The 8,956-nt window shown below is 48.3% G+C and carries 10 protein-coding genes and 1 pseudogene; 6 read left to right on the top strand and 5 right to left on the bottom strand.

All coding sequences use genetic code 11. The features are described from left to right. The 3 genes and pseudogenes from IQ260_RS06800 to IQ260_RS06790 all read left to right on the top strand — a co-directional run. Positions 1-115: pseudogene (locus IQ260_RS06800) on the top strand (bleomycin hydrolase); the annotation flags it as partial. Between the two features lie 144 nt (positions 116-259). Then, a complete protein-coding gene (locus IQ260_RS06795) occupies positions 260-1,543 on the top strand; it encodes a HEAT repeat domain-containing protein (RefSeq protein ID WP_193992056.1) in 1,284 nt (427 codons plus the stop codon). A gap of 16 nt (positions 1,544-1,559) precedes the next feature. Further along, on the top strand, positions 1,560-2,168 hold the full coding sequence (locus tag IQ260_RS06790) for a HEAT repeat domain-containing protein (RefSeq protein WP_193992054.1): 609 nt from the start codon (positions 1,560-1,562) through the stop codon (positions 2,166-2,168). On the opposite strand, the gene IQ260_RS06785 is transcribed toward IQ260_RS06790, so the two are convergent. The 4 genes from IQ260_RS06785 to IQ260_RS06770 form a co-directional block, all read right to left on the bottom strand. Next, positions 2,165-2,365 (bottom strand): hypothetical protein, encoded by a 201-nt coding sequence (locus IQ260_RS06785; protein WP_193992052.1) that lies wholly within the window; start codon positions 2,363-2,365, stop codon positions 2,165-2,167. The two genes, IQ260_RS06790 and IQ260_RS06785, sit on opposite strands and share 4 nt — an antisense overlap. A gap of 48 nt (positions 2,366-2,413) precedes the next feature. Then, positions 2,414-2,722 carry a hypothetical protein gene (locus tag IQ260_RS06780; RefSeq protein WP_193992050.1) on the bottom strand — a complete coding sequence of 103 codons (309 nt, stop codon included), beginning with the start codon at positions 2,720-2,722 and terminating at the stop codon, positions 2,414-2,416. Further along, positions 2,706-3,611: a HEAT repeat domain-containing protein gene (locus IQ260_RS06775; RefSeq protein WP_193992048.1), complete on the bottom strand. Its 906-nt coding sequence runs from the start codon at positions 3,609-3,611 to the stop codon at positions 2,706-2,708. Before IQ260_RS06775 ends, IQ260_RS06780 begins: the two co-directional genes overlap by 17 nt. Before the next feature lie 110 nt (positions 3,612-3,721). Continuing rightward, the gene (locus IQ260_RS06770) at positions 3,722-3,973 is read right to left on the bottom strand and encodes a hypothetical protein (protein ID WP_193992046.1); all 252 of its coding nucleotides are present in this window, start codon (positions 3,971-3,973) and stop codon (positions 3,722-3,724) included. Between the two features lie 279 nt (positions 3,974-4,252). Here IQ260_RS06770 and cpeB point away from each other — a divergent pair, with 279 nt between their 5' ends. After that, on the top strand, positions 4,253-4,807 hold the full coding sequence (cpeB, locus tag IQ260_RS06765) for a C-phycoerythrin subunit beta (protein WP_193992044.1): 555 nt from the start codon (positions 4,253-4,255) through the stop codon (positions 4,805-4,807). Positions 4,808-4,882: 75 nt separating this feature from the next. Beyond that, positions 4,883-5,377, top strand: a complete 495-nt coding sequence (locus IQ260_RS06760) for a globin family protein (RefSeq protein ID WP_193992042.1) — start codon at positions 4,883-4,885, stop codon at positions 5,375-5,377. Between the two features lie 215 nt (positions 5,378-5,592). Here IQ260_RS06760 and IQ260_RS06755 read toward each other — a convergent pair whose 3' ends face one another. Beyond that, on the bottom strand, positions 5,593-7,287 hold the full coding sequence (locus IQ260_RS06755) for a phycobilisome rod-core linker polypeptide (protein ID WP_193992040.1): 1,695 nt from the start codon (positions 7,285-7,287) through the stop codon (positions 5,593-5,595). 320 nt (positions 7,288-7,607) lie between these two features. On the opposite strand from IQ260_RS06755, the gene IQ260_RS06750 reads away from it, so the two are divergent. Then, positions 7,608-8,951: a hypothetical protein gene (locus IQ260_RS06750; protein WP_228015648.1), complete on the top strand. Its 1,344-nt coding sequence runs from the start codon at positions 7,608-7,610 to the stop codon at positions 8,949-8,951. Positions 8,952-8,956 lie beyond the last annotated feature (5 nt).

The following is an 8,956-nucleotide window of genomic DNA, read 5'->3' as shown; positions in this document are numbered from 1 at the left end:
TGTAGCGGCTCTAAGCTTTGCTCGTAACCGTGGTTGTGCGCCTCGTGACATGTCTGCTCAGGCCCTGACTGAGTACAACGCACTGGTTGACTATGTGATCAACTCCCTTTCCTAAGGGCTGAATGCAATTCAGAGCTTGACTACATTTAGCTAGTCTGAACCTGGAGATTCGTAAGGATCTCCAGGTTTGTTTTCATGTCAGACTAAACATCGTTAGGCCATTTACGATTATTCGCTTTGTTTTCTGCTTGACTGTGCTATGGATAAGCGTTTTGCCAATATTTTCGGTTTAACCGAAGAACAATCGATTGCTCTGTTAGATACGCCACCTGAGCAAGCTGATGATGAGAGCGAGCGCTATATTGCAGCGTCTCAGTTAGCCAACTATCCATCAGAAGCATCAATTGACGCCCTCATTCGAGCTGTGCATGTTGCCCACGACTCCCTGGATAATCGCATTACTCGCCGTAAGTCCGTAGAGTCTTTGGGGAAGTTGAAAGCAGTGCGAGGGTTAGATGCTGTTCGAACCTGCTTGACTGATGATGATCGCTATACGGTGGAAGCTGCTGTTTGGGCGATTGGTGAAATTGGGACAGAAAATACGGAAATTTTAGAAGAGATTACCCAGCTATTAGCAAAACCGGATCAAACCTATCGGGTAATTATTCATACTCTGGTAAAGCTGGACTATGGTGCCGCTGTCGATCGGGTGCGTCCCTTTATGGAGCATGGAGATGAGCCGACGGCGAGTGCTGCGATCGCAACCGTTTGCCGCTTTGCCCGAGATTTTAGCCAAATTGATCGAGTGATCTCATTTCTCCAAAGCGATAACATCAATGCCCGACGCGCCTGTCTCGAAGATCTAATTAATGCGCGCTATTATGGGGCAATGCCTGCCATCGCCTGCTGTCCCATTTCCCCAATGTTTCGGCTACGGGCTGTGCGCACCCTAGCTGAAAGCGGCATGGCCTCTGGTGAGGTCAGCATTGAGCAGGTGCTGCCAGTGATTGAACAGATCCTACGAGATCATCCCCAGGACTTAAAGCTTGTACACGAATATGACCAGCCTCCTGCTTTAGAATTTCTCATTCGAGAGCTATATCACACCGACTTTGGTCGCACTTATTTGGCAATTCAAACCTTTATAGAGCAGCAAAGTGACGCAGCTCCCGCAGCCCTCTTTGACACCTATGCAGCCGAAGCCCATAACGACTATGGCGCTCACTATCATGTAATGAAGTTAATGGGCTGGCTACATCATCAGCCTGCCTATGATTTATTACTTGAGGCCCTCAGGAACACGTCTCCCCAATTTATGAAATCTCGGGCCGCGGCGGCGATATCGTTAGGGGAGCTGAATGATCAGCAAGCTATTGCTCCTTTACACACGAGCGCCCAAAGTAAAATTTGGATGCTGCAATTTGCGTCTTTGATGGCGCTTGAAAAGCTAGGGGATTATAGCCAACATAAACTGTTATTAGCCGCCGATGACTGGGCAGTGCGAGCCAAGGCTAACCAAGCAGTTCACATGACACAGGTTTAATAATTTTTATCGACCCATGGACTCTTTTTTTGAACAACTCAAACATCCTAACCCCCATATCCGAGAGCGGGCCATGGTAGACATTATCGATAATCGTGACGACACGACGATTCCTCGGTTGATGAGTGCATTGGATGCAGAGGATACGATCTATCGTCGTGCGGCTGTAAAAACGTTGGGAGCTGTGGGTGCAGATGCTGTGCCCGCTATAGTAGGCGCGTTGGGCAGCAGCGAAAATGTGACTGTGCGTGGCAGCTGTGCTAAAGCATTGGCGCAAGTTGCCCTCAACTATCCAAATGAGCCTTTCCCAGAGGTAGGATTACAAGGGCTAAAAAAATCGCTCAATGATCCTAATCCGGTTGTTCACATTGCCTCGGCCATGGCCCTAGGCGAGATTGGGGATGCGGCTCTGGAGATTTTGTTAGAGACGTTGGAAACCACGGATAATTTGGCCCTATCCGTCTCTATTGTTAATGCGTTGGCCTCTGTTGGTGGAGCAGAGGCTATCGAGGTGCTTACAAGGTTAACTGAGGATGACTCGTTGGACCGCTATGTGAAAGAAACAGCGGTCAGCGCCCTATCGCGTCTGGAAATGGTGCAAAAGTACTCACGCCCAGAGAGCTAGGTGTCTAACTGATCGAGGACATAGCGCGTGTCTCTGAGAATAGTGCGCCATTGAGTTGGGGATGTTTTTAGTAGACATTTCCAATGGCGGGCTGCTTTTGCCTTCTCAAGCAAAGCGTGAGCTTTATGGGTATAGTGGAAACCGCCCGTTTCTTTCAATTTCAAGACCTGGCTGAGTTCTTCTCGATAGTTGTCCATGGTGGGTGGCCTGACATTGCAGACGATGGCGGATGGCTAAGGCTTTGACTATTTTAGAATTATATCTGGGCAATCGGGCTGAGCTAAGGTGATACGGTCTGCATAGTTAGCAATTGTGATAATTGCGTCCTGCTGCGCCTGCAGTCGTTTGCCAATATCTACCGACGGACAGTGAATGGTTAGCCCCTTGCAGCTAGTGTCCCACTTAAGTTCACAGGTTTGAATATCCGCTATCTCCGCCTTAAGACTATGCAGAAGGCGATTAATGGCCTTAAACGATTGTAGCCATGCTGAGTTATTCAGGTCATTTTCTAACTGGCTGCGCAACGGGTCTTGATCGCTAATCCCAGTCATCATTCGCTGCGGTTTTTTTCTGAATTTGGCTGATGGCCAGCTTGAAGATGGGCTGGAGGCTGTCATCGGTTTCGTTGGCCTTGGCAGTCTCCAAGGCTTTTACCGTATCGGCTTGACCGATTTTCATGATGGCCAATATCGCTGACTTACGGGTTTCGATGTTGGGATGCGCTAACAGGGGTAACAAGGTTGGAATGGCCGGTTGGTAGGCCAAGTTTCCCAGCACAGCAGCAGCTTCACATCGGACACTTTCTGCGTTATCGCCCAAGGCGTTGATCAAAATGTCATAATTGTCAGGACTTCCTTCTTCTTGGGCTACTTTTGCGATCGCACCCACCACGGCAGCTCGCACCGCTTCTGATTCTGAATTTAGAGCCTGAAGCAGCAGATCCTTAGCTTCAGACCCCATAAATGCCAATGCCCAAGCAGCATGTCCTTTAGTAGTTTCAGGATGCTTAGGATCATCCAAAATCTTGAGTAACTCAGGGGCAGCAGAGCGGCCAGTCCTGGCTAAAGCTCCCACCGATGAGCCTTGTACCACCGTATCGGTGTCGTTGAGAAAAGAGTTCACTAAAGTGGGAATGGCTGCCGGGTCCGCAATCAACGTCAGTGTTTTGGCACAGGCACGACGCACCACCTCATTGGGGTGATGGGCCAAGGCTGCCACCAAAACAGGAGTGGCAGGTTCTCCGATTTGACCCAGGGTTTCGGCAATGCGCAAACGCATCAGCCCCCGCTTATCCGCAAAACTTTCCACCAGCTGCCGCAGAGTATCCTGGTCGGACTCATCAAATGCTAGCAAGTCAATCTGTTCGTTGACACGCTGAACGAGCATATCGGTTGCGGCCTGCTGTGCTGCGTCACTATCTATCTCAGTACTCGAATGTGCCATTACCGATTACGCCTATCAAAAAATCCAAATAAAACCACATACAACCCTAAACCAGCTTAACCAGGGTCGTATTACCCCAGTCTAAAAGGAGAAGGATTGCAAAACCCAGCTTAACTGGCGTCAGCAGCCGTTTCAGGAACGAGGGTAGCCAGCTGAGCCCGCAGCTGTGTCAATGCGGCCTCAATTTGGGCAAGTTCAGGCTCCAGGCGAGCCATCGTTTCCTTTTTAGACATTTTTGCCTTTTTGGCGGCGTCTAAAGTCTCACGCATCAGCCGCTCGCGATACTTTTCAAACTCAGTAATGAGTTCAGTGATTTCTTCGATGCTTACTTGAGGCGTTGCCGTATCAGTCGGGCTAGTCATAATGGCGATCCTTATCAACTTTTCAAAAAATATGTTCTATTACGTTCTGGACAGAGCTAACAGATCTTCTATATTTTACGGCTGGGCCGTCGTTTGTCATCCGTTCAAGACCGGCAAAATAAGTTTAATGAGTCTTATGTAACGGAATGTTGCTTTGTTCTCAATATAAGAGACTTAGAGAACGGCTATTTTCTATGGTTAGTGTGTGATTAACCGAACTGCTGTGGCGGTTAACGCAAGAATTGAACCAATGTGTTTTTGAAGTAAGGAGAGCTCTCAATGCTTGACGCTTTTTCTAGAGCGGTTGTATCCGCTGATGCTAGCACCGCTCCTATCGGCGACCTAGCAGACCTGAAGGCATTTGTTGCCAGCGGCAACCGTCGTCTAGATGCAGTAAACGCCATTGCATCCAACGCTAGCTGCATGGTATCTGATGCTATCGCAGGCATGATTTGTGAGAACCAAGGCTTAATCCAAGCCGGTGGTAACTGCTACCCCAACCGTCGTATGGCTGCTTGCCTACGCGATGGCGAAATCGTTCTCCGCTATGTTACCTACGCTCTGCTCGCTGGTGATGCCTCTGTCCTAGACGATCGTTGCTTGAACGGTCTAAAAGAGACTTACGCACCTCTTGGCGTTCCTGCTACGTCTACTGTACGCGCTGTACAGATCATGAAGGCTCAGGCAGCTGCTCACATTCAGGACAACCCCAGCGAAGGCCGTGCCGGTGCTCGTCTGCGTAAGATGGGCTCTCCCGTTGTCAACGACCGCTGTGCTTCCTTGGTTGCAGAAGCGTCTGGCTACTTTGATCGCGTTATCTCAGCTCTGGGTTAGTCATCTAAACTCAGTCCAAGTTGAGACTACCTCTACATTCTGACCGATCAATCTAACTACTGGAGAAATTACGAAATGAAATCTGTTGTTACCACTGTGATCGCTGCAGCTGATGCAGCTGGTCGTTTCCCCTCTACCTCTGACCTAGAGTCTGTACAGGGAAGTCTACAGCGTGCCTCTGCTCGTTTAGAAGCTGCTGAAAAGCTAGCTGGCAACCTTGATAACGTTGCTCAAGAAGCTTACGATGCTTGCATCGCTAAGTATCCCTACTTGAACAATTCTGGTGAAGCTAACTCCACCGATACCTTCAAGTCAAAGTGCCTGCGTGATGTTAAGCACTACATGCGTCTGATCAGCTACAGCCTCGTTGTTGGGGGTACGGGTCCTTTGGATGAGTGGGGTATTGCTGGTCAGCGTGAAGTGTATCGTGCACTCAACCTGCCCACTGCTCCTTATGTAGCGGCTCTAAGCTTTGCTCGTAACCGTGGTTGTGCGCCTCGTGACATGTCTGCTCAGGCCCTGACTGAGTACAACGCACTGGTTGACTATGTGATCAACTCCCTTTCCTAAGGGCTGAATGCACAGTATCCGGCCATAGTTGCTAGCTATTTACGTTAGTGATTTTTACAGGAGACCTTTTTGTTGAAAAGGTCTCCTGTTTTTATGGAAAGCATCTAACAAACAAAAAAGAGATTGGGAAAATCACATTCCAATCTCTTTTTTATTAGATAGCTTGTTTGGACAATATCTGTTCTAGAGAAGCTGCATATACTGTGGCTGATTCTCTAACGTCGCCACTTGTTAAGGCGTGATTCGCCAACGGCTGCCAGTGCTCGCGCCTCCATTAGTTCACCCTGCAAGCGTTCAATTAGAGCCGCTTTATCGTCAGTTTGTTGCTGCAGTGTAAATTGGCTAGTTCCAGCAGTAATGACTGTTCTTGGTTCTGAGCCTTTGCGGATAATAGCAGCACCAATACCTGCAAAGGGGCGCAGGTCAGCCAGCTGTTCTTGAAGTTTGGCGATCAGCGCATCTTGTTTGTTTGGCTGGCTGGTTGACACGGGTGCAGCTGGTACGACGCTTGCCTCAGCAGCAACGACTACTCCAGGTTTGGGTCGGAATACCTCTGCCAAAATCTCCTGCGCGTCACGGGGAGTGCTAGATTTTTTCGAATAACTTGACAGAACTGGTGCTTGAACACGAGGGGCATTATTGGTTGCCGGGTCTTTGTCACTGCTGGAGGCACTCTTTAGCAGCTGTAGCATGTTGGTAAATTCCAACATGGTTTGTCCTGGTTCTGTACGATAGCCTCGATAGTAAGGGACAATGCTCTCGCCAAAGGCATTATTGTATTCATCGCTGTTGATATAACTATCGATATCAGCCTCGTAGCCTTCTGTATCCAAGATGGTGCTGTGGGCTTTCATCTCTGCAAAGGTTTGAGGCGCACGACCCAGTAAGTGTTTGAAGTTTAGCTCCATCGCTCGGTAGCGATAGCAGTTGTCGGCAAACCGAGAGCGGTAAAGTTCAGATTTAGCCACCTGGCGCACAAATTCGCGCACGCTGAGTTCTCCGCGTTTGAGCTGAGACTCAGGCACGACAAGACGCTCACTTTCCATAACGTGGGCGTTACCCATAACCTGGCGATATACGGCCCGAATCACCACTTCAATGTCATCGGCTGATGCTCCCGGTAATAGCTCCACAGGAGATGTTTGACGGAATGGTTCGTAACCCTGATAGGTATTCTGGGCTATGCGTTGTTCTAAGGTTGGTTCAACCTGTTGCTGATGAAGAACCTGAGGGGCATGTTTGAAACCGGTTTGGAGATCAGGAAGTCTGCTGAGGGGCGAGATCGCATCAATCCGATTGGCCATAATGGCCTGGGTTAGGCGAGCCTGCTGATCATGGCCCAAATTGTTGTCATTGCTGGCCGCTCCCCTCAGCAGTTTTAACAGATTGGCAAAACCAGACACCTTCTGACCCGTAGGTGATTTGTGTCCTCGATAGTAAGGCACCGTATCATCGCCAAAGGCCTGCTGATACTCATCACTGTCTAGATACGAATCAATTTCCGATTCATACCCCTCAGATTCTAAAAGATAACTGTGATCGGCAATATCGCCATAGCTATCGGGGGCACGACCTAGGAGATGTTTAAAGTTGATTTCAATAAAACGATTGCGAGAACAAGGTTCAAAAAAGCGAGACCGATACAGCTCTGACTTAGCAATCTGACGAATAAAGTCACGTACAGTGATGGTACGATTTTGAAGCTGTGACTCCGCTTCAGCCACGGCGGCCCGCTCACTCTCCATCACATGGGCATTGCCCAATACCTGTTTATAAACGGCACGAATGACGATTTCAACCGTCCCTAAAGAGTCACTAGGCCATAGTTGCACAGGATCTGTTTCATCAAAGGCTTGGGTGCCCAACCTTATTGCAGAACTAGCAACAGGATTTGCAAATGTACTAACCATTTACCGTCTCCATTTTTTATAGTTGTATAGGTATGAACCAGGTCTGCCAGATGTTTTTCTCAGCAAAGGCAGCAGTCTGACCCATTCTAAACAGTGTGTATTGTTACCATTCTATTAAGATTGGGGTCCGTATACTTTGAGGAATTGTTACAATTCAGTAGCCTAATGTTTTATTAATGACAGCTTATTACCCTATCGAGATTGCCTAGCTTCAACAGATATTCGCAGAGTTCCGATCGTGTATTGTGTATGGTCTGATTGAATATTTTTGCAGTAGAACGAGTGGGCCAGTATGAGTGGGAAACAAAATAGAGATTCCAATGGGTAGCGTAGATAAACTCAGCGATCGCAACACAGAGAGTTCTACTGAACCGTTGTTAGTTCAGCTGCACACAGAGCTGAGGAGTCTCAAAGATAGCAATGCCGACAGGGAACAGATCGAATCGATTAAAAAAAATATTCAAGACCAGCTTCCCGCATCTGATACAGCCAGGTCACTCCCCCACCAAAAGACACCCAGCGGTCGCACCAAGGTTTTGCATATGCACTATGTGCGAAGTCAGATTGAGCCATCTGGTAAAACTGAAATTGAACATCTTCGATTCTTTGCAACTACAGCCAAAAACCTCGGATTGCGTCTGGAAATTTTGACCGATGAAAGCTGTCGAGAGGAGATTGCGCAAGTATTAGATGTTTATAAGACCCTAGACTATTGTGTCGAAGTCGGTCAAAAGCCTGTATCGAAGTGGGCCGAGGACAGTGTGGAATATTTGCAAAATGGTCAGATGGCCCTGCTGAGACTGTTGGATGACGACCTGCTCGAATGGGCGATGAAAGCAGGCAGGCGAAAGCGATGGCAGGGGAAAGTGAGTCCAGAGGACCTGGAAGAAGTACTACAGGACGATCACCTGTGGATTCTCCTGGGGACTCGGGTAAATGCACTAAAAACCGTATTAGAACATGAGCGTTTGGCTCAGCTCAAGGGGCAAGCGGTGAGCCATATCCGTACCTATATAGAAGGCGGAAATATGATTGCAGGCGAAGACGCTGCGGGTAATTCTGTGATTTTGATTGGTAAAGATGCGATCGCAGCGACAGCCCATCTCTATCAGCTCAATGATGACGACGTCAGAAGACTAGTCTGTGAGGATTTTGGCTTAGACAGCATCGAGCAGGTGATCTGTGTGGAACAGCCAGGCCAGTTTCATTTGGACATGGGCATGCTGTTTATTGGCAATGGTGTTGTCATCGTCAATGACAGCAGTAAAGCACTCAAAGATGCTGTTGAGATGGCAGCGATGGTACCCTGTCTGACAACAGAAAAAATGGCAGCTAAACGGCAGCTACAGTTTAGTTTAGAAGAAGAAGCAGTAAGAGACTTAGAAGCGGCTGGCATAGAAGTACGGAGAGAAAAGCTAGCCAGCGAAGTACTTTTTTACAACTTTTTTAATGGCGAGTTTGTAGAAGGAGAAGATGGCTGCCATTACTACATTACAAACGGAGGACCCAAGGAGGAGGAGACCATATTTGAGACTCTCATGGTAGAAGAATGGCAGGTTGTAAAAAAAGTATTGTTTAGTCCTCAGGATGTAGCCCAAAAAAGTCTCCAAGAGCGAGGCGGTGTAGGATGTCGAATCAAAGGGCAAAAGCTCAAACCAAGATAAGTTGC

The organism is Leptolyngbya cf. ectocarpi LEGE 11479 (genome assembly GCF_015207065.1).
GTDB classification, from domain to species: Bacteria; Cyanobacteriota; Cyanobacteriia; order Phormidesmidales; family Phormidesmidaceae; genus Leptothoe; species Leptothoe ectocarpi.
This window is presented reverse-complemented; position numbering and strand designations above follow the sequence as displayed.